This window comes from Mucilaginibacter sp. P5_A4, assembly GCF_056400605.1.
This window is the reverse complement of record NZ_JBFUKX010000012.1, coordinates 38,844-57,336: the sequence shown is the minus strand read 5'-3', so window position 1 is coordinate 57,336 and position 18,493 is coordinate 38,844. Positions and strand designations below refer to the sequence as shown.

Below are 18,493 nucleotides of genomic sequence, written 5' to 3'. Positions count from 1 at the left end.
TAAAACGGCAATTGGTTTTAAAAATATGTTGATTATCTGTTATTTTACTTTATTATGAGGCTGGTAATCAGGTATGTTATGATGTTTAAAAAGAAAGCGCGGGGGTGAGTTTTTGTAGCCTGGTTGCGAATAATTAAAACTTTATCCTGTCGAAATTGTATTCAGTTAACACATTTGCTCAGGATGAGAAAAACGATAACTACCACCGCTATATTTATACTGTTATTTACGGTTTGCCTGGCCGCGGTGAGCAATCTGAACGGCAAATGGAGTGGTGCGGTAAAATTGCCCGATGATAGCATTTTTCAATTGGTTTATAACTTTAAGGTAGATAGCGGCAAGCTTACAGGCACAGCGTTAACACCGGCAGGCGAGGTAACCATTACCGATGGCATGATCAATGGCGACGACTTCTCTTTTAATGTACCCGTGCCCAATGGCAATGCCCCCCATACCGGCAAGCTGTATGGCGATTCAATAAAAATGCACCTTGTTTACCAGGGCAAGCATTTGGCAGCAACGCTTAAAAGGAGCAATTAAGGTTTTACTGGAAACCAGGTTGGCTACTCTTAGAACCGGATTAAAATGAAAGAAACCACAATCCAAACATTGCATCCTGATAGCAATAAAAAGAATAAAATTATTTCGGCCGAAAAGTATGAAATAATAAAGGCGGCTATATTGCAAATTTTGCAAACCCAAAGCCTTACCCATACCCAGCTAATGCAGGCGCTTCACGATAAAGTTCACCCCTCGTTTTCGGGCAATGCGCATTGGTACGGCGAAACCGTAAAGTTAGACCTTGAAGCCCGTAAAATAATTAAACGGGATACCGCCAAACCGCCGGTTTACAGTATTGATATCGCTTAACCCACCTGCTTAAATTTACCACCAAACATTATCCTCTGTCCGGCTTTATTTCCTGTTGATTAGCGACTTATAATGTTTTTCTATCGGTGCAAACGGACCATATTTGCGTTGTTCTTTTGTAAACAAATGATCGGCATATGGGCCAAATGGATAGTCATAAGGTTTGGCAGACAAATTTGGCCAGTCTGCGCTGATATTTTTAAAAGGGTGGTATTGCGTATTAACAAAAGCTGCTACATCCCAGGCTTCCTGGTTGGTAAGTTGTTTGTTTTTATAACTGGCCCCAAAAGGCATATTGTTTTTTACATAACCCGCAAATTTCGAAATGCTATAAATACTGGCTCCTATATTATAGCTATGCCTGCCCCAAAGCGGTGGATAAGTATATGCTGTGCCCGCCGCATTTAAAACCCCCATTCCATTTTTGCCATGGCAGGTTTCACATTTAGATGCATACACCATCCTTCCCCTTACAGTATCCGCCGCCCTGTTTAAAAAAGGCAGCTCTTCAACTCCCCATCCCAGGGGTTTTGTGCCTTTTTTTACATTTTTGCCAATCCATTCAAAATAGGCTATAAATGCCTTCATCTCCCTGCCATTACTATCTATTTTTTTACCGTTTAAGCTCCGTTCAAAACAATCCTCTACTTTTTTTACAATCGTTTCAACGGTGCCACTTCGGGCTTTAAATCTTGGATAGCTGGTTGATACTACCGAAAAATTATACCCAAAAAGCTTTGTCCCTGCATTAAGATGGCAGTTTTGGCAATTCAATCCATTACTTTTATAGGCAATTACACCTTTCGGACCAAAATAATAAGCTGTGTTAACAATAAGCGAACGGCCATATTTTATCAGCTGGGCTTCCGGGGTGTTTGTTAGTTCGCTGGTATCAGGGATAATCCATTCCGGGTTGGCCGGTACGGCAGTAAGCACAGAAGATGTATCATTTTTTACCACATCATTTTTTGGGTTTGATGTACATGTAGCAATGAACATTATTACTACCGTTACGGCAATTGCACCGGTTACGATATTCAAATTACGAGGCATGGTGCATCTCATTTAAAACTACAGGAAGGCTCGGCAAGCCGGAGGTTGAAAGAGTATAAGCTATTATTTTCTTTGCAGCTTCCGGCTTTATTAATTTTTCGGCGACAGCTTAACTGGCGAAGCAATAAGAACACCCGTGTTCCTGGGCACGGCCCACCGCCCAAACGCCTGATGGTACCGGTTGTATCCCTGGTAATAAACCTGCCAGCCATTCCTTCTTAACAGCGGCGGCGTCCTGCTTGGTATTATCTGCAGCAACGGCGCTAAATACCGTCAGGGCCGCATCACAGGCACAAAACATTACGCCGCTGGCCTGCAATTCGTTTATCCCAATTTTTATTTCGCCAAATCCTGGTGCTTTAAAGGTTCCGGGTTTTGGTTGCCAGAATGGGTTTTGAGTAGCGGCGGCCTTGGTTGCCTCGTCATTAATCTTAAACATCTCGCCAAATTTATATTTTTCCCAAAGCTCGTTCCCCAGGGCGTAGGGGATTGCATTGTGACGTAAGATGACTACTACACTGCAATCCTGTTCGGGTGTACCCGTTGCCCCGTTTGTAAGCAGGAACACCTTTGGCCATGCAAAAGGAAACATTTCATGTGGTTGAGTTACATCAAATGCGATTCTATGTTTCCCTTTTATCTTGTTAAACCATGCATCGGCATCCGAAACATCCGGTGAAGAAATATCTGTGGCCGATAATTGCAAGGGTGAAGCGAGCATACCTGCTCCTAACACTGCGGCGCCGGTTGCAAATTGTTTTAAAAAAGTGCGGCGTTCACTTAACTGTGATTGATTGTTTTTTTTCATGACCGTAAAAATTTAATGTGATAATATATCCGGGTTTAAACCCCTTTCTTAATCAAAAATTTACTTTAGGCTTAATCCTGATAAAAAAAACTCTTCAGCTTTAGCGAGTTAAAATAATTGGTTGAAAAGTGTATATAAAGTTATGCATAACAAACTGATTTTAAAAGATTTAAAATTGCCGAAAATTTATTTTTTCGGCCCCGGTTGGGTGTAATCATTGTGGGGTGTCCTGATGAATCAATAAAGGAGAAGGCGGTGCGATTCCTTTACCTGGGGGCTACTGTGTGTACGCAAGTGAAAAAGAACAGCCTGCACCGTTAGGTGCTACCTATTTGTAGAAAAGACATGGCCATTAACCTTTGCCTCGTAGAGGCTATTCTCCAATATCAATGTTATTTGCCTTGTTAATTTGGGGTTGCACCTAAGGAGCAATCTTGTCTTTTGTTCAAAATTACTACAAACAGGTTGCTCCTAACGGAGCATACTTACTTGTGTACACACCGTAGCCCCAAGGGGAAGCAGCAGACAGGGTTTCACGAACGATGGCAACACTGCTAATCAAGCATAAAAGCCTCCCCGTTTTCCAACAATAACTGGTATTAATTGCTATTTATAGACCAAAGGAAATGACATTTTCTTTTATTAAAAAGATGTGCACACACAGTAGCTCCCAGGGGAATGAATCGCACGGGCCTGGCCTTTTTATAACCTTCCGAACACCGATAGAGTCATCACCGCGCCAGCCTATGCTTGTGTGATGCAGCGGCGGCTAATAGCTTCAGTGAGGTTTTTCCAGAAAACAAGTTTATTGACAGGACGGTGCGATGAATGCTGAAATCAATATTAGCTTTAAGCTTTCTGCCTTCTGCTTTTAGCCCTCTTTCCCGCTGATAGAAGCGGTCTTTTTAACGATCTGAACCTGGCGACTGTTTAATCTCTATATTCCTGAAATCAACAGGCTGCCCCTCACTTTGCAAGGCAATAAAGCCGCTGCTTAATAATTTTCCGTCCTGTTTGTACTTTGGGTCGTAGCCATTTGCCACGCCGCCGCCAATGGTGGGCCTGGAATATTGCAGCACGGTATCGCCGTTGATGATATGCGTAATTAATTTGTTGCCCTCAACTATTAGCTCACCCTTTACCCACTGGTCACCGTCGTAGGTTTTTGAAGTAGAATTGATGCAATGGTCGGGCGAAACCCTTCCTTTATAAACAACATCGGTGCCTGGTGAGCACATATTGCCTGTTGGTCTTGATTTTCCGTCCCCCAAACCGCCTAATAACTGCATTTCTATCGATATTGGCCAATCCTGGTCTTTCAGCATTGTTCTGGGGTCCTGTGAATGAAACATCACGCCACTGTTAAGCAGGGTATAGTCGGGCGCGCCTTTTTGCTGCTTACCAACAAAACGGTATTCAAACCGCAGGCGATAGTGAGAAAACGGCGTTTTGTAATACAGGTGGCCAAACTGATTGTCGAAATCGCCGTACTGGTCATATCTGATCTTGATTATGCCGTCTTCTACCCTAAACGTATTTCCATAGTTTTCGCCAACCAGGTGATGATTGATCTTCACAAACCAATCCTTTATGTCGGTCCCGTTAAATAGCTTCTTCCAGCCTTTGTCGTCGTTACCGGCGTCGGCCAGTTTTTTTTGCCCGGTACAGCCAAGTACAAGGAAGCAGGAAAATATTAAAAAGGAGCGTGTTGTTTTCATAGCAGATAAAGTATTGTGGTTTATTAACAGGGTGTTTGATGGTACCAAAATACATTAAATCCGTTAAGTATATGCAACACCAGGTTATTTCTTTGTTCTGTGGTGTTGTGTTTTAGGTCGCCTAAAGATAGTATAAAGGGTTCGGGTATTCACCGCTATGGGATGTTATCAGGGCATATCGCGATTTTTCGCGCAAAGTTGCCGAGGCGTAAATTGATTTGCTTATTTTTTTTAGCGTCTTGGCATCTTCGCGCCAAATTGAATTTTTATATTTCCTTAACTTAATGACATTGGGAGGCGTGAACCAGCCGGTGCCTGTTGGTTTTTATCATTCATTTGTTACAATTAATCAAAAAGTAAAAAAGATAGCTTCCAAAATGTAGCTTAGTAGAAATTAATGTGTAACGATGATACAAATCCCTAAAGACCTGCTTGATCATCATTCGCATATCAGGTTACGATTGTCTGATATGTATGGAATCATCATTGATAAAAAGCGGCCTTTCAGGTGCGACGACACCCTGCAAACCGCGCATTGCCTGGAAGTAATTTTAACAGGCACCATTGATGTTAGGTATGGCAGCTATGTGCAACACCTGGCGGCAGGTGATATCCAGTTTAGGCGACGGGGTAATTACCAGTTGTTTCCATCTGATGATTATACCAGCCTGCTTATTTTTATGGAAAATGAGTTTGTTGATTACTTTTTAGAAAGCCACGTGCCGGAGTTTAGGCAGGAAAAGTTGAGTGCCGATTTGCCGCCTTTCACCTTTAAAACATCCGAATTTATAAAAGCCAACGTAGCCCAGGTTATGCAGCATATTTTACAGCCGCAAAATTACTCCAGGTGCATTGTTAAGTTTGCGGCCCACCAAGTGCTGTTGCAAATCTTGTCGGGCGATCAGTCTAAAACCTTTGCTTCGTTTTTGAAAGACCTGGTTAGCCATAAAAAGGTAGACCTTGCTTATTTTATGGAAACTAACTTTAACAGGCAACTCTCCATAGCCGATATGGCCAAACTCACCGGCAGAAGTGTAAGTGCATTTAAAAAAGAGTTTACCGATCGTTTTAATACCACGCCCGTAAAATGGCAATTCAACCGCAGGCTGGAGTATGCCGAGTACCAGTTAAAGCACTCGAATGACCCGGTATCGCTGGTAGCTTATAGCAGCGGGTTCGAAAACATTTCGCATTTTTCAAAAGTTTACAAGCAAAAATTTGGCGCTTCGCCTAAAAGTACGCGGAACGAACTGGTGTCGTGTCATCCATAAATTTGACGGATAGTTTTTAGCTCAAAGTCTTTAGCCCAAAGTCAAAAAAGAAAAAATTTTACTTTAGACTTACGACTTACTACTGTTGACTTAACACTGGTGTTATAAAAACAAACAAATAAAGCCTCACAGCAAAATTCCGGCCCTTGCAAAGCTGCAATTTTGGGGTATGGAAACATTACAAAACACCAACCCGGCTTTGATATTGATTGATATACAGCAGGGTTTTGATAACATCGCTTACTGGGGCGGCCAACGCAATAATCCCGATGCCGAAGTTAATGCCCGGAAACTGCTTGATTACTGGCGGGCAAATAAGCTGCCGTTGTTTCATATCCAGCATTGCTCGGTTAACCCAGACTCCCTGTTGGCCGAGGGCAACCCTGGCAACGCACACAAAAAGATTGTGAAACCTTTACCGGGCGAGACGGTGATCAAAAAATCCGTAAACAGCTCGTTTATTGGCACCAATTTGCAACAACAGCTGGATGCTGCAGGTATTGATACCGTAGTTATAGCAGGCCTTACCACCGAACATTGCGTATCTACCACTGCACGGATGGCCGGTAATTTTGGCTACAATACCTTTGTGGTGGCCGATGCCACTGCTGCCTTTTCAAAAACAGGAATAAAAGGCGAGCATTATGATGCCGAAACCATCCATTTAACCGCCCTGGCACAAATAAACAACGAGTTTGCTACCGTTTTAAATACCGATGAGGTGCTTAACGCTTTAAAAAAGAACGATGATTTTCTTTAGCAACCTGATGAAGAAACTAATTGCACCCTATTTGCCGGTTTCGCAGGTACTGTCGGTGATGAAGTAATCGGGGGGCGAGAACTTCAAAGCCGGGTTTCGTAGGTGCCTCCTGCTTGTTTTAATTTTAAAAGCGATTCCTGTTAACTTTTGCGACGTTGATTGTATTTTAAAACCGTACGCCTGTTGTGACGAAAACGAACACTCATCTTTTCGATAATTTATCGTAATTGGCTTATATTCAAATATTTAAAAATATGGCATAATTATTACAGGTTTAAACCCATAATGCTATTAAAATACCTGGGTATCAACTATTAACTGAACAAACCATGATTAAAAACTACGTTAAAACAGCCTGGAGAAATTTACTCCGCAGTAAAGTTTATTCGTTAATCGCCGTAATTGGCCTCGCCATCGGGCTTTCGGTTAGCATCCTCCTTTTTTGGGGTGTAAATGATGAGTTGATTTATGATACCCAGTTTGCCGATGCGCCGGATATTTACAGGCTGAACGCTAAAATTAAAATGGGTGAAAATAACTACGATACCTGGACAAGTTCCCCCGCGCCTGTTGCTGCCCTTGCTTTAACCAATTTTCCGGGTGTAGATAAAGCGGTTCGTTTTAGCGGCCGTAAATTGCTGGTTACAGCCGGCGGGGAGCATATCATGGAAAAAAATGTGGCCTATACCGAGCCTTCTTTCTTTGATATTTTCCATATCCGTTTCCTTAAAGGAAACGCGGCTACGGCGCTTATCCAACTTAATAACATCGTATTGAGCAATGCCGCCGCTGTGAAATATTACGGTTCGGCAGAAAAGGCTTTTGGTAAAACCTTATTAATCGGGGAAAAACAGGAACCATACATGGTATCGGCGGTTATTCAGGATATGCCTGAACGCAGCAGTGTGCGTAAAGACGTCCTGCTTTCGCTGAATGTAGTACGTAAAAACTTTGGCGGTAACGGCAAGTGGAAAACCATTGATGAGGATTGGGGCAACTTTGGTTTCAGCACTTTTTTTAAGATGAAACCCGGTACCAATGTCCCCTTGTTGGCAAAGCAACTTTCTGAGATACACTTAAAGAACAATGGCTTTGTAAAAAAAGGGGATGTCACCTACCTGTTTCAGCCCCTGAATAAGCTGCGTTTGTACAACCCCGACCTTACACCCTCGGGCTTCAGGGTAGTTAAAATCTTTACGCTTATTGGGGTACTCATCTTGCTTATTGCCGTTATTAATTATATCAACCTATCTACCGCGCGTGCTACCAAACGCGCCAAAGAAGTTGGCTTAAGGCGTGTTGTGGGCGCCGGCCGTGCCCAATTGATCATTCAGTTTGTAATTGAGTTTGTGCTGATCTTTTTAGCGGCTCTTGCCCTTTCATTCCTGATTATCCCTTTGCTTGTGCCCGTTTACCAAAGCATCAGCGGAAAAGACTATCCCATTGATTACTGGAATTCCTCTACCTTGCAAATTATCGGCTGGGTTGGGTTAGGAACAATCGTTATGGCCAGCATTTATCCGGCCTGGGTATTATCTTCATTTAACCCTACCGATGTATTAAAATCTGCCCTCAACCAATCAGCCAAAGGTGGCTGGCTGCGCAAGGGCCTTGTAGTGTTGCAGTTCACCTTTTCAATTATGCTCATCATCTGCACGGCGGTAGTATCTAAACAGCTCCATTTTATTCAAACCAAAAACCTGGGTTACAACCGCGACAATGTTTTTTTAGTGCAGATGAACGACAAAATGGGACAACACCTGCAAACTATCGTAAACGACCTGAAGAGCAACAAGCATGTTGCCGAGGTAACCTTTGCCACCGATGATGTGATGCAGATGGGGTCATCAACCGATAATATCAGCTGGCCAGGTAAAGTAAGCACCAACACCGAGGCGCATATCAGCCCGATGCAGATAGCAGCAGATTTTACCGGGGTTATGCAAATGAAGTTTGCCCAGGGCGAAGGATTTACCGGAACGCCTGTTGATAGCACTTATTACCTGGTAAACGAGTCGGCAGTGAAAATGATGGGGCTTAAGCATCCTGTGGGCACAATGATCTCGTTGTGGGGTAAGTCGGGGCAAATTAAAGGTGTGTTAAAAGATTTCAACAACAATTCACTTAAAACCGGTATTGCGCCAACTATTTTCAGCGCCGCCAAATCAGCCGAATATGGCGGAGTTTTATATGTAAAGGCACAATCGGAGTTTATCGGGGATGCCGTCAAACAAACCGAAAAAATTTATAAAAGCTATAACGCAGTCCGTCCGTTTGACTATCAGTTTATGGATGATAATTTTGATGCCATGTACCGCAAGGAAATCCAAACCGGTGAACTGTTCAAAGCATTTGCCGGGGTTGCTGTTTTATTGAGTTGCCTGGGATTGTTTGGTTTGGCGGTGTTTACCGCCGAACGGCGCACCAAAGAGATAGGCATCCGTAAAGTATTAGGCGCAAGTGTTCAGCATATTTCTTTATTGATCTCCCGTGAATTTGCCTGGCTGGTTATAACAGCCAATGTAATAGCCTGGCCGGTAGCCTGGTATCTTACCCATCAATGGATCCGGGAGTTTGCATACCGTACGGAGATCAGCTGGTGGATTTTTGCTATATCGGGTGTGCTTTCGTTAACGCTTGCCTTACTTACAGTGAGTTCGCAGGCCATCCGGGCAGCAATGGTTAACCCTATTAAAAGCCTTAAGGTGGAGTAGGCAGATTTCAGGAACTTCAAAAAGATCGTCGGGACGTGTATAGTCAGCGGCTGATCGAGCAGCTACCTTGTTCAACCTTTGATCAGCGTTATCGACATAGGTTTCGGAAAATTCCAAACCGGCGGGTCATGCTTGTTTCGCATCCCACATGCAAGGCTCGAACTTGGTTTTCACATTTGACAGCTTTTGACCAGCAAGCGGCAAACAGCCGTTGTGTTGCACTTACATTGGCCCGCCAGAAAGCCTTTAGCTTGTATTGTGCATTTTTATAAATAAATTGTATTTTTTTCTTAAAAATGGATCATAAATTAATGATAATTTGTAGATAAATCCTGATTATTCTACACCTGATATTGTTACTGTAGATAGCAATAAAACATACACCCGCCCGCCCCATTAGTTTTACTTTTTGGATGTCCGGACCAACCAGGACAAATACCGGTGTTTACCTCTTTGGGGAGGTCCCCACAAAAAAACGCCCCCCTGGTTGTTTCTTAATTGCATACGGTTTACCTTTGCGCCATTATGCTGCAACGTGTAACAGCCTATTTATTGATCTTTTCGCTGGTAGCGGTCAACTTCTCGCGTTTTTTTGTCTACGCGGGTTTTGAGCTGAACAGGAACTACATTGCCACCAAACTTTGCGAAAACAGGGCCAGGCCCTGGATGCATTGCGATGGCAAATGCTACTTCATGAAAAAGATAAAACAGGCTGAGGATAAGCAGGCCAGCGATGAAAGGCAATCGCAAAAGAGCCTGTTTCAGGAGGTTTATATTATCAGCTCAACTGATATTAAATTTCACTGCAGCCTGTTGCAAGTAATTGAAACTCTTTATGATGGCAGCCTGCCACCAAGCCCGGCTATGGTCATCTTCCAGCCTCCACAGTTAGGATAATTCCATTTTATTTCCCGGATCTTTTTGATTGATGTATTGAATTGTGCATTGTCGCTTTGCATGCTTGCAGTTGCCTCGTTCGCAATGGTATGGTGTAGAAATCCTCACGCCAATCATCCGGTACAATATTCCTATTTATCCACTGGGGGCAGCTCCACACAAGTTTTTCATGAAGAAATATTTCGTTCTATCTATACTATTTATATTCCTATTTACCCTGGCTTATAGCCAAACCAGCATCCAGGTTATGGTAACCGATGCCATTACCCACGAGGCCCTGCCGGGCGCCTGTATAGCCAAAGCAAATGGCGAAAAATTAGGCACAACAAACGCTAAAGGCCAGTATACAATTACCACCCAGGGCATTACTCAAATAAAAGTGACCATGGTTGGTTACAGTACACAGGTAGTTAGCGTCACAGGCGATAAGGTTGCTGTAGCCTTGGTACCCTCAACGCTCGACTTGCAACCGGTGGTAGTAACCGCCAGCAGGGAGGGGCAGGCTCGTCAGGATGCGCCTATTGCCATAAGCAAAATAAACGCTATCCAGATAAAGGATACCAAAGCCACAGCGCTGTACCAGCTTTTAAACAAAGTAGCAGGCGTTTACATGGTTGACCTGGGGAACGAGCAGCATACTATGGCCATCCGTCAGCCTATCACTTACAATGCGCTTTATTTGTATATGGAGGATGGTTTGCCGATCCGTCCTACGGGGATCTTTAATCATAACTCGCTGTATGAGGTCAATATGTCGGGCGTTAAGGATATCGAGGTGATCAAGGGGCCTGCATCATCACTTTACGGCAGTAACTCCATTGGCGGCGCGGTTAACTTTATTACCCAGGGACCGCCATCTGGCTATGCAGGTAACGTTTCTATACAGGGAAACAACTACAATTACCGCCGGATTGATGCAGATGGCGGTTTTAGCCAGGGCAAATTCGGGATGTATGTTGGCGGCTACATCGCCCATCAGAAAGACAGCTGGCAAGATTATTCCGACTTTGATAAATATTCGGCTAACCTTAAAACTACTTATGATTTTGATGCCAATACCCGCTTAACTACCTCAGCGGCGTATAACTACCTCAACACCCAAACGCCGGGCAGTTTGGATAGCGCCCATTTTTATAACCGCAGCTATGGCGCCAATCAGCGGTTTACCTATCGTAAGGTAGAGTCATTCAGGGCCAGTAGCCGGTTAGATCATCATTGGGATGACAGGAACAGTACTTTTGTAACACTGTTCTTTCGGCATAATTCAACAGCACAGTTGCCAAGCTATTTCATATCGGATGTTAGGGACAATGCGGGCAACTACCTGAGCAGTAACGGGCAGGTGAACGATCAGCGTTTTCGGAGCTATGGCTTGCTGGCCCAGCACCGGGTTAATTTTGATTTTCTGCACTCCCGTTTAATAGGTGGGGTTTATGTAGATGATAGCCCGAGTTCATACTATGCCCAATACCTGGATATTGATAAAGATGTACAAAATAACTACTACACCGGCTTTGCCAATACCGGTAAGTATATTGATGATTACCGAATCAAATTATTCAATACAGCAGCCTATCTCCAATATGAAATGAAGCCTGCTGAAGCCCTGCATATAGTGGCCGGCTTGCGGTACGACAGAGTGCATTATGATTTTAGCAATGGCCTGCCTGCCGGAAGCACCAAGTATAAGCAACAGGAAACCAATAATTTTAATATCGTTGCGCCAAAGCTGGGTTTAACGTATGACCTGGGAAGCAACAAGGGGTTCTATGCCAATTACAGTGTAGGTTTCCAGCCGCCAGAAACCGGCGACCTGTATAGCTCAAGGCAACTAACTCCCTTAAAACAAGCCACGTTTAACAATTATGAGGTGGGCGGATGGTTCTCGGCATTTGATAAGAAGCTATATTTTGAGGCAAGCCTGTTCGACCTGGAGGGGCGTAACGAGATCATTAGCCAGTTGCTGCCCGATAATACCACCCAAAACCAAAACGCGGGTGCAACCCGTCACCGGGGTATTGAGTATTCGTTAACATTGGCGCCGGTTAAGGAGCTTACTTTAAGGTTTAGCGGTACCAATGCCAGGCACACCTATGTAAATTACAGCGAAGTGAGTACCAACTACAGTACAGGCACCAGCACGGTTATCAAATACGATGGTAACCGTATGAGTAATGCCCCGGCCTGGATAGCTAACTCAGAACTTACCTACAAGCCGTTGTGCCTGCCGGGTTTCAGGATAGCAGGGGAGTGGCAGCACATTAACCTATATTATACCAACCCGGCTAATACCAAAACCTACAGCGGCTATAATATTTACAACCTGCGTTTGGGTTACGATGTTAAAAGCAGTTTGCTTAAGGGGGCGGGCATCTGGTTTAATGTACTAAATTTAACCAATAAACTGTATGCCACCACGGTAACCAGCAACCAGTATGGCGATACCTACAATGCTGCCGCGCCGCGCATCTACACTTTGGGCATCAGTTATTCATTTTCAAAATATTGATCAATGGCATCAGCAGCAGTAAAAGGTAATTTCTATAAATGGCACCGGGTGCTGGGTTTAACAGCCCTCATCCCGGTGATCTTCTGGACGCTGAGCGGGCTATCGCACCCGTTTATGTCCAACTGGTTCAGGCCGTCTATTGCGCAGGAGGTATTTAAGCCGCTGGCGCAAAGCGAAATGAAGCCGGTGCTGAGCATACAGCAGGTGATGGACCGCAACCATCTCGCGGCTCTTCGGAATTTTAGCCTGGTTAATTTTAACAAGGGCACCTTTTACCAGGTGCTTGGGGTGGATAGCGTTTACAATTACTATTCGGCAACGGATGGGGTGCTGTTACCTCATGGCGATACCGCCTATGCCGAATATTTGGCCCGCTATTTTACGCAGGATAGTACATCGGCCGTACAGATCAGCGCTCAAAAGAATTTCGACGGATTGTATCAGCCTATCAACCACCTGCTCCCGGTTTGGAAGGTGTCGTTCGACAGGGCAGATGGCATGGATGTTTATATCGAAACGGGGCAAAGCCGCATGGGTACCTTCAACAACAATACCCGGAAGGCATTTTTGTCATTGTTCGAAGAGTTTCATACCTGGCAGTTCCTGGCAGATATGGGTGGCGATACCTTTCGAAATGTGGTGTTGCTTATCATTATGGGTATCATGCTGTTAGCCCTCATCAGCGGCTTAACCGTTTATGGGTTGATGTGGAAGAAGTTTAAAGCCATCAAACAAAACCGCATCGTGAACGGCACAGGGGATAAACGTTTCGTTCACCGTTTTCACCGGCAGATAGGGCTCATCGTATCTTTTGTGATGTTCACGTTTGTAATCAGCGGGGCATTCCACCTGGCGGTGAAGCTGCATAATAACGGGCCTGCAAAGGCCGATTACGGGCAGATAATTCAACGCGCTCAACTGGGTGTTTCAAACTTAACCTTGCCAATTGCAGACAGCCTGGTTAAGCGGATGGCTTTGGTGAGCTTTAATGGCAATACTTATTACCAGGTTACGGATAGCCAAAAGCAGGTATCGTATTTCAATACCATCACCGGGAAGGAGCAAACCAATGCCGATGAGGACTACGCCCGCTTCCTGAGTACTTATTACCATACAGGCAGCCCCAAAACCTTTAGCGGCAGGGTTAAGGTAGATCAGATCAGGCAGTTTGATAACGAATATGGGTTTATCAACAAGCGCCTGCCTGTGGAGCGGGTTGGGTACCCTAACAGCGATAACTGGTATGTCGAAACCGCCACATCCAAACTGGCAACCAAAGTAACGGGGATCGACAGGGCCGAAGGGCTTTCGTTCATCTTCCTGCACAAATACTTCGGCATGACCTGGGCCGGTAAAAACATGCGCGACATTGTAAGTATGCTGGCCGCTTTGGGAGTGCTGGTTGTATCTTTGTTCGGTTTGGCATCCTTTATTAAAAACAAATAACCATGAAAAAATCCCTTATTATATTCGCTTTGGCTGCATTTACGTTGGGCAGCATTGTTTCGTGCAACAGTACGGCTACTAAAGCGGTTGATGTTAAAAAGAAAAGTAAATACACCTGCACCATGCATCCCGACCTAAGTTTTGACAAACCGGGCACCTGCTCAAAATGCGGTATGGACCTGGTAGAACGCGATACCACGGCAGATAAATAATACCGTAAAGCGTTCCATCGGAACGCCTGGTACGCCCCGAACGGTCTGGAACGCCTTGGTGTTGATTATCAGTGTTTTATGTTTTGGCAAAACAAGGCATGGAACACTATTTACGTTGATAACCAGTAAGTTAACGTTTTATAAAAAGCAACAGTTATGCTGAATAAATGGTGTGTTTAAGGGATTAAAACTTTAGATGTTCGGAAGATTAAAAAAGGCGGGCCCCCTGCGATTCCCTCCTGGCGGGCTACTGTGTGTACACAAGTAAAAAAGGAGCAGCCTGCACCATTAGGTGCTACCTGTTTGTAGAAAAGACATTACCATTAACCTTTGCCTCGTAGAGGCTACCCCCCAACAGCAATGTTATTTACTTGTTAATTGGGGGTTGCACCTATGGAGCAAGCCTGTCTTTTGTTCAAGATTTCTACAAACAGGTTGCTCCTAACGGAGCATATTACTTGTGTGTACACACAGTAGCTCTCGGGAGGGGAATTTAAATATTCCGCTTAAACACAAAAAAGTCATCCTTTTTCGGGATGACTTTTTATTTAAAGTTTGTACTGCCTTTGCCGCTTTCAATAATGCCGTGTTGTTACGTATACTTAACAACAGCGGCATTTTAATTATTAAAATACAGCAACAGCATTGAAACAATTAAGCTTGTTTAGCAAACTGAACGTTGATTAACAGTTTTATATCTTCGCCTACAACTATAGAGCCGGCTTCGGTAACGCCGTCCCAGGTAAGGCCAAAATCTTTACGGTTAATTTTACCGCTGATCTCGAAACCAGCTTTGGTGTTGCCATAAAAGTCGGCTGCCGAACCACCAAACTCAACATCAAGTTTTACTGGTTTGGTTACGTCTTTTATCGTTAAATCGCCTTTTAAAGCATATTCATCATCATCTGTTTTAGTAAATGATGTTGATTTAAAACTAATCTGTGGATATTTTTCAGCGTCAAAAAACTCTGCTGATTTTAAGTGCTCATCGCGTTGACTTTGGTTGGTGTCGATGCTGTTGATATCCAATGTGAAGTCAATCTCCGCATTTTCAAAATCATCACCATCGGTAACTAACTCACCGGCAAAGCTTTTGAAAAAGCCGCTCACGGTAGATATAACCAAATGTTTTACTTTAAATTGTACTTCTGAATGCATTGGGTCGATAACCCATTTTGTTGCTGTTTGTGTTGACATGATATTTGTTTTTTTGTTGATACAAAGATAATACAAAAATAGATGTTTAAACATCTATTTAACTTTATTTACAATTTACAGACATTGAGTTACAGTTTAACTACATACCTGGCTAAATGTTTACCTGGTAATTTAATTTCATAGAAACTTAACACAAAAAGTTTTTTTATAGCAGCAAGTAGTTAGTATCAGGTATCAGGATTCTCTGCGTGCGTTATTGCTGTGCTGACAAATGTTTAGGATTCTACAACCCGGCGTATAGGTGCGAAACAAGTTAATGGAAAAAAGTACGATAAAAATCGAGAAAAATCGAGAAAAATTCAGTAATATGATAATTTGGGGAAGCTAACTAACCCATGTCATTGCGAGCGCAGCGTGGCAACCGCGAACTATGCATAACGAGTGTTTGGGTTTTAATTCTACACCCGTCACCCTCTACACCCGTCATTATAAGGCACGAAGCAATCCCCGATTAGCAGAGCCGCTTTGTAAAGTTTGGCATTGCTTCGTGCCACTCAATTAGTGTAAGAACGACCCGGCAATCTCGTAGCTAACAATATTATGTAGTAACCGACAACATCGTCCCGCTCATGGCCGCGGGAGGGCCTAGTTACTTTTGTCGCCACAAAAGTAACCAAAAAGGCTGTCACCAGAAATGCTTCTTTGCGCACGGGGCCTTTGCCCTGCAAAACAGCCAAAACCTGGGCTGGAATTATTTTGCCCCGGCGCACTCAGCCCCACGCACGTGCAAAAACTTCCTATGCCCTGCCACCGCATAGCCCACCATCGTTTTGGCCGTTTTCGCCCGAAGCTGCTCTGCTGACACTTTGGGGAAAACAAGAGCACTTGATTTTCCATAATCCTGTTTTTTACCAATTGTCATCTCGATAGAGCCGGGGAGGGAATGTGCGAAAGCGCGAAAGAGAGATCCTGTACAACATACAAGTTGCTGCATATTTTCTTGTTAAAATAAGTCACAAGTCATCAACCCGGCGGCAGCCACACAAGACTTGCGCCAAAGGGGGATTTTTTTTATTGGAATGTGTCACCTGTTAATATTTTTTGAAATAATATTGAGTATAACTAAAAATATTATTTTTTAGTTATATTATACCCCGATAACCATTTTTTAAAATTTCTTAATAAATAAACCTAAAACTTAAAAAAAATGATCAAAAGAATCAGTACCTACGCCGTTGTGGCGTTGCTTTTATTTGCCGGAGCCTGCAAAAAGAACCAAAGTACACCACCAAAAAAAGACACTAAAAATCCAACTACCGAGCTTCATGGCACAGGCGCAATTTTAGACAGAAAGGCTTTTTTAGATGCCCCTAAAGCGGATATTGAGGCCATAAGGGCTGCTTTAAAAATAAGTGGTGTTAAGCCTAAGTTCGAAACCTTTGTTGCCAACAAACAGCAGGTTAATACCATTAATCCTGATTTAAGTCCGCCAAGCTCGGTAGTACTATTGCACCCTACCCCCGGCAATCAGGGACAAACCAACACCTGCGTTTCGTGGTCTATCGGTTATGCCGCCAAACAAGTATTGGATTTAACATGGCAAAACGCCACAGCCGATGCCGGCGCGCGCAGCGGCTGGTTCCTGTATAACAAAATTTACGCTTCCCAGGGAGGTTGTGCCGCTGGTGATCTTCCTGTGGCGTATGGCGGCAATGGATTAACTTCAACAGATGGCCTAAATTATGCAAAGCAATATGGCATAGCCTCGGCAACGGCCCAGCCTTCGTTTGCGGCGTGTAGTCCTGCACCAAGTTCGGCCGCAATAAATTCGGCTGCTACAGATAAACCAGCCAGTTATGCTGCTGTAACCAGCTATTACACTGCAAAACAATTGCTGGCTGCAGGTTTGCCCGTGTATTTCGCTTTCGGTTTCTACAATGATTTTGAAACTGCTTTTGATAATGGAACAATGTGGAGTACGTTAAATTCGCCTGCTTCCAGTCTGGGACATGCAATATGCCTTATTGGTTATGATGATGCGAAAGCTGCCTTTTTAGCACAAAACTCATGGGGTACATTTGGTGGCGATGCTGCTTATCCCGGCTGTGTTTGGGTAAGTTACAGCGTTGTTTTAAACTTGTTGGCACAGGGTAGACCCAGCGGCGGAGGCGAAGCTTACGTTTTACAACCGGTAAGCACCACAGCGGTACATTTGTATTATAATACAGCAAAATCGGGAAGCTTTAGGCCGTCTTGCAATGCCGGGGTGGGTACCGGAATGGTAACTTATACCGTACCTGCAAGTCAATATTCATCGGCGGTGTCGGCTGCTGCTGCCGATGCGCTGGCGGTAAATGACGTTAACACCAACGGACAAACTTACGCTAACTCGCATGGTACCTGTACGCCTACCACTATACAGGTAACACTTTCAAAAAGTGGTTCTATCACTGGTAATTACAGTATTCAATTTAGTGGTGCCGCAGGAACATTCCAGTTCCCTTTTAATAATAGCACCATTAATTTAGCAGCAGGTATATACCAGGTTGGGATATTCCCGATAGGAGGCTCAACTAATAGTCATTCGTATTCAGGATCGTCATGTACAATGTCCTACAATGGTTCGGGTACATCGGTAACATTTAACGGTGTACTGCTAAATTGCGGCGGTAATGGTACTTTCTCTATTAACTAAACCTATAATTTTGATAAGCCCCCCTGTATTGAAAAATATGCAGGCGGGTTTATTGTTATGTTGCGCGGGCGCTAGTATTGCTAACATGCTTTGTGGTAACCAATAACATCGTCCCGCTCATGGCCGCGGGAGGGCCTAGTTCTTTGTCTTGAAACAAAGAACCAAAATTCAAGTCAGCAGAAATGCTTCTTTGCGCTCGGGGCCTTTGCCCTGCAAAACGGCCAAAACCTGGGCTGGAATTATTTTGCCCCGGCGCACTCAGCCCTACGCACGTGCAAAAACTTCCTATGCCCTGCCACCGCACAGCCCACCATTGTTTTGGCCGTTTTCACCCGAAGCTGTTCTGCTGACACTTTGGGGAAAACGATAGCTTTTTCTTATC

Annotated in this window: 15 protein-coding genes; 10 read left to right on the top strand and 5 right to left on the bottom strand. The window is 44.0% G+C overall.

Translation table 11 applies throughout. From position 1 onward, the window contains the following. Positions 1-183 precede the first annotated feature (183 nt). Positions 184-540 (top strand): hypothetical protein, encoded by a 357-nt coding sequence (locus tag AC1DQW_RS09800; protein WP_477453911.1) that lies wholly within the window; start codon positions 184-186, stop codon positions 538-540. A 45-nt stretch (positions 541-585) separates the two neighbouring features. Continuing rightward, positions 586-870, top strand: a complete 285-nt coding sequence (locus tag AC1DQW_RS09795) for a DUF6958 family protein (protein ID WP_477453910.1) — start codon at positions 586-588, stop codon at positions 868-870. Between the two features lie 45 nt (positions 871-915). Here the strand turns inward: AC1DQW_RS09795 and AC1DQW_RS09790 are convergent, their stop codons facing one another. From AC1DQW_RS09790 to AC1DQW_RS09780, 3 genes are all read right to left on the bottom strand, one after another. Beyond that, positions 916-1,923: a c-type cytochrome gene (locus tag AC1DQW_RS09790; protein WP_477453909.1), complete on the bottom strand. Its 1,008-nt coding sequence runs from the start codon at positions 1,921-1,923 to the stop codon at positions 916-918. A 109-nt stretch (positions 1,924-2,032) separates the two neighbouring features. Beyond that, positions 2,033-2,731 (bottom strand): hypothetical protein, encoded by a 699-nt coding sequence (locus AC1DQW_RS09785; protein WP_477417950.1) that lies wholly within the window; start codon positions 2,729-2,731, stop codon positions 2,033-2,035. A gap of 905 nt (positions 2,732-3,636) precedes the next feature. Beyond that, a complete protein-coding gene (locus AC1DQW_RS09780) occupies positions 3,637-4,449 on the bottom strand; it encodes a 3-keto-disaccharide hydrolase (protein WP_477453908.1) in 813 nt (270 codons plus the stop codon). A 407-nt stretch (positions 4,450-4,856) separates the two neighbouring features. On the opposite strand from AC1DQW_RS09780, the gene AC1DQW_RS09775 reads away from it, so the two are divergent. The 7 genes from AC1DQW_RS09775 (at position 4,857) to AC1DQW_RS09745 (ending at position 14,258) form a co-directional block, all read left to right on the top strand. Further along, positions 4,857-5,720, top strand: coding sequence for a helix-turn-helix transcriptional regulator (locus AC1DQW_RS09775; protein ID WP_477453907.1), 864 nt, complete (start codon positions 4,857-4,859; stop codon positions 5,718-5,720). 169 nt (positions 5,721-5,889) lie between these two features. Further along, positions 5,890-6,480 carry a cysteine hydrolase family protein gene (locus AC1DQW_RS09770; RefSeq protein ID WP_477453906.1) on the top strand — a complete coding sequence of 197 codons (591 nt, stop codon included), beginning with the start codon at positions 5,890-5,892 and terminating at the stop codon, positions 6,478-6,480. Positions 6,481-6,809: 329 nt separating this feature from the next. Next, positions 6,810-9,194, top strand: coding sequence for an FtsX-like permease family protein (locus tag AC1DQW_RS09765; protein ID WP_477453905.1), 2,385 nt, complete (start codon positions 6,810-6,812; stop codon positions 9,192-9,194). A gap of 525 nt (positions 9,195-9,719) precedes the next feature. After that, a complete protein-coding gene (locus AC1DQW_RS09760; protein ID WP_477453904.1) occupies positions 9,720-10,091 on the top strand; it encodes a hypothetical protein in 372 nt (123 codons plus the stop codon). Between the two features lie 169 nt (positions 10,092-10,260). Beyond that, positions 10,261-12,600, top strand: coding sequence for a TonB-dependent receptor (locus AC1DQW_RS09755; RefSeq protein WP_477453903.1), 2,340 nt, complete (start codon positions 10,261-10,263; stop codon positions 12,598-12,600). Between the two features lie 3 nt (positions 12,601-12,603). Then, positions 12,604-14,046, top strand: a complete 1,443-nt coding sequence (locus tag AC1DQW_RS09750; protein WP_477453902.1) for a PepSY domain-containing protein — start codon at positions 12,604-12,606, stop codon at positions 14,044-14,046. Between the two features lie 2 nt (positions 14,047-14,048). After that, positions 14,049-14,258 (top strand): heavy metal-binding domain-containing protein, encoded by a 210-nt coding sequence (locus tag AC1DQW_RS09745; protein WP_477453901.1) that lies wholly within the window; start codon positions 14,049-14,051, stop codon positions 14,256-14,258. A 654-nt stretch (positions 14,259-14,912) separates the two neighbouring features. Here AC1DQW_RS09745 and AC1DQW_RS09740 read toward each other — a convergent pair. Together AC1DQW_RS09740 and AC1DQW_RS09735 are read right to left on the bottom strand one after the other, a co-directional pair. Further along, positions 14,913-15,455 (bottom strand): YceI family protein, encoded by a 543-nt coding sequence (locus tag AC1DQW_RS09740; RefSeq protein WP_477417970.1) that lies wholly within the window; start codon positions 15,453-15,455, stop codon positions 14,913-14,915. 712 nt (positions 15,456-16,167) lie between these two features. Beyond that, positions 16,168-16,410 (bottom strand): hypothetical protein, encoded by a 243-nt coding sequence (locus AC1DQW_RS09735; protein WP_477453900.1) that lies wholly within the window; start codon positions 16,408-16,410, stop codon positions 16,168-16,170. A 213-nt stretch (positions 16,411-16,623) separates the two neighbouring features. Here AC1DQW_RS09735 and AC1DQW_RS09730 point away from each other — a divergent pair, with 213 nt between their 5' ends. After that, complete coding sequence (locus AC1DQW_RS09730) at positions 16,624-18,111, top strand: C1 family peptidase (RefSeq protein WP_477453899.1); 1,488 nt, start codon at positions 16,624-16,626, stop codon at positions 18,109-18,111. Positions 18,112-18,493: the final 382 nt, after the last annotated feature.

Excerpts from the sequence above, each read along its gene's own strand:
- AC1DQW_RS09800 (WP_477453911.1), top strand. The coding sequence starts at position 184 with ATGAGAAAAACGATAACTACCACCGCTATATTTATACTGTTATTTACG.
- AC1DQW_RS09795 (WP_477453910.1), top strand. The coding sequence starts at position 586 with ATGAAAGAAACCACAATCCAAACATTGCATCCTGATAGCAATAAAAAG.
- AC1DQW_RS09790 (WP_477453909.1), bottom strand. The coding sequence starts at position 1,923 with ATGCCTCGTAATTTGAATATCGTAACCGGTGCAATTGCCGTAACGGTA.
- AC1DQW_RS09785 (WP_477417950.1), bottom strand. The coding sequence starts at position 2,731 with ATGAAAAAAAACAATCAATCACAGTTAAGTGAACGCCGCACTTTTTTA.
- AC1DQW_RS09780 (WP_477453908.1), bottom strand. The coding sequence starts at position 4,449 with ATGAAAACAACACGCTCCTTTTTAATATTTTCCTGCTTCCTTGTACTT.
- AC1DQW_RS09775 (WP_477453907.1), top strand. The coding sequence starts at position 4,857 with ATGATACAAATCCCTAAAGACCTGCTTGATCATCATTCGCATATCAGG.
- AC1DQW_RS09770 (WP_477453906.1), top strand. The coding sequence starts at position 5,890 with ATGGAAACATTACAAAACACCAACCCGGCTTTGATATTGATTGATATA.
- AC1DQW_RS09765 (WP_477453905.1), top strand. The coding sequence starts at position 6,810 with ATGATTAAAAACTACGTTAAAACAGCCTGGAGAAATTTACTCCGCAGT.
- AC1DQW_RS09760 (WP_477453904.1), top strand. The coding sequence starts at position 9,720 with ATGCTGCAACGTGTAACAGCCTATTTATTGATCTTTTCGCTGGTAGCG.
- AC1DQW_RS09755 (WP_477453903.1), top strand. The coding sequence starts at position 10,261 with ATGAAGAAATATTTCGTTCTATCTATACTATTTATATTCCTATTTACC.
- AC1DQW_RS09750 (WP_477453902.1), top strand. The coding sequence starts at position 12,604 with ATGGCATCAGCAGCAGTAAAAGGTAATTTCTATAAATGGCACCGGGTG.
- AC1DQW_RS09745 (WP_477453901.1), top strand. The coding sequence starts at position 14,049 with ATGAAAAAATCCCTTATTATATTCGCTTTGGCTGCATTTACGTTGGGC.
- AC1DQW_RS09740 (WP_477417970.1), bottom strand. The coding sequence starts at position 15,455 with ATGTCAACACAAACAGCAACAAAATGGGTTATCGACCCAATGCATTCA.
- AC1DQW_RS09735 (WP_477453900.1), bottom strand. The coding sequence starts at position 16,410 with ATGCAGCAACTTGTATGTTGTACAGGATCTCTCTTTCGCGCTTTCGCA.
- AC1DQW_RS09730 (WP_477453899.1), top strand. The coding sequence starts at position 16,624 with ATGATCAAAAGAATCAGTACCTACGCCGTTGTGGCGTTGCTTTTATTT.